Source organism: Vibrio sp. Vb1554 (assembly GCF_033344235.1).
Genome location: NZ_JAWPOJ010000413.1, coordinates 1 through 1080, shown reverse-complemented (window position 1 = coordinate 1080; position 1080 = coordinate 1). Strand labels below are relative to the sequence as shown.

The following is a 1080-nucleotide window of genomic DNA, read 5'->3' as shown; positions in this document are numbered from 1 at the left end:
AACAAGTTTCGACATTTGAAGCCGAAATCTGGAGCAAAGAGCACGGCTCTATGGTGCTCGAAATTTCCTTAAAGCCGTTCTCCCAGCAGGTAGGCAAACAAAAGCAGTATCTGTTTGAGGCGCGTGATATCACCAGCCGTAAGTTGATGGAAGATAAGCTCTATCAGCGTGAGTCGAGCTTGCGTAATTACTACGAGCAGCAGCCCGTGATGATGGTGACGCTCGACAGCCACAACCGCATCCAAGAAGTGAACCGATTCGCGCAGCTGTTATTGGGCTACGAGCCGATTGAGATGCTCGGCCATCGCCTGCGAGAGTTCTATCTTGATGACAAAGCACTGTTCCCACGCCAGGTGTTGTTGCAACCGAGTCATCAAGTTCATGATGTGTGGCGACGTGAAATCGAGTATCGCCATGCTGACGGGCACAGTGTTTGGGTACGCGAAAACATTCGACCGCTCAACGATTCCGATCAGTTGCTGATTGTGGGTGAAGACATTTCTGAGACCAAACTTTTGGCTGAGAAGTTAGAGTATCAGGCGCGTTATGACTTATTGACGGGGACATACAACCGCAACCACTTTGAGTTGGAGTTGAAAACCGCGCTGCGTGAAGTGGATAGCCACCGCCGAGTGCATGCGATGTTATACCTCGATCTCGACCAGTTGAAAGTGCTTAATGACACCGTTGGGCACGATGCGGGCGATGCCGCGATTCAATTTTGCGCCAGCATGTTGGAAGAGGTGCTGCCATACAATTCCGTGCTTGCGCGCATGGGCGGCGATGAATTCGCGGTGCTACTGAAAGATTGCGACGAGTATGGCGCGATCAATATTGCGAAGGTGATTATCTCCACATTGGGTGAGCACCTGTTTATCTGGGAAGACACACGCTTATTCATCAGTTGCTCGGTCGGCATTCGTATCATCGACCACACGGCAGAAACGCCGCAAATGGTGCACGCGCAAGCGGATTCGGCGTGCCATGCGGCGAAAGAGCAGGGGCGTAACCGTTACAATCTATTAAGCAAAGATAATAACGGGGTGCAGCTTCGTCAGATGGAAAGGCAGAGAGTCAACT

The 1080-nt window shown here is 51.3% G+C and carries 1 protein-coding gene; it reads left to right on the top strand.

Annotated elements, in window-relative coordinates; all coding sequences use genetic code 11:
• Nucleotides 1–1080 (top strand): GGDEF domain-containing protein (locus tag R8N28_RS26700; RefSeq protein WP_318183855.1); only part of this gene is annotated, 1080 nt, incomplete at both ends.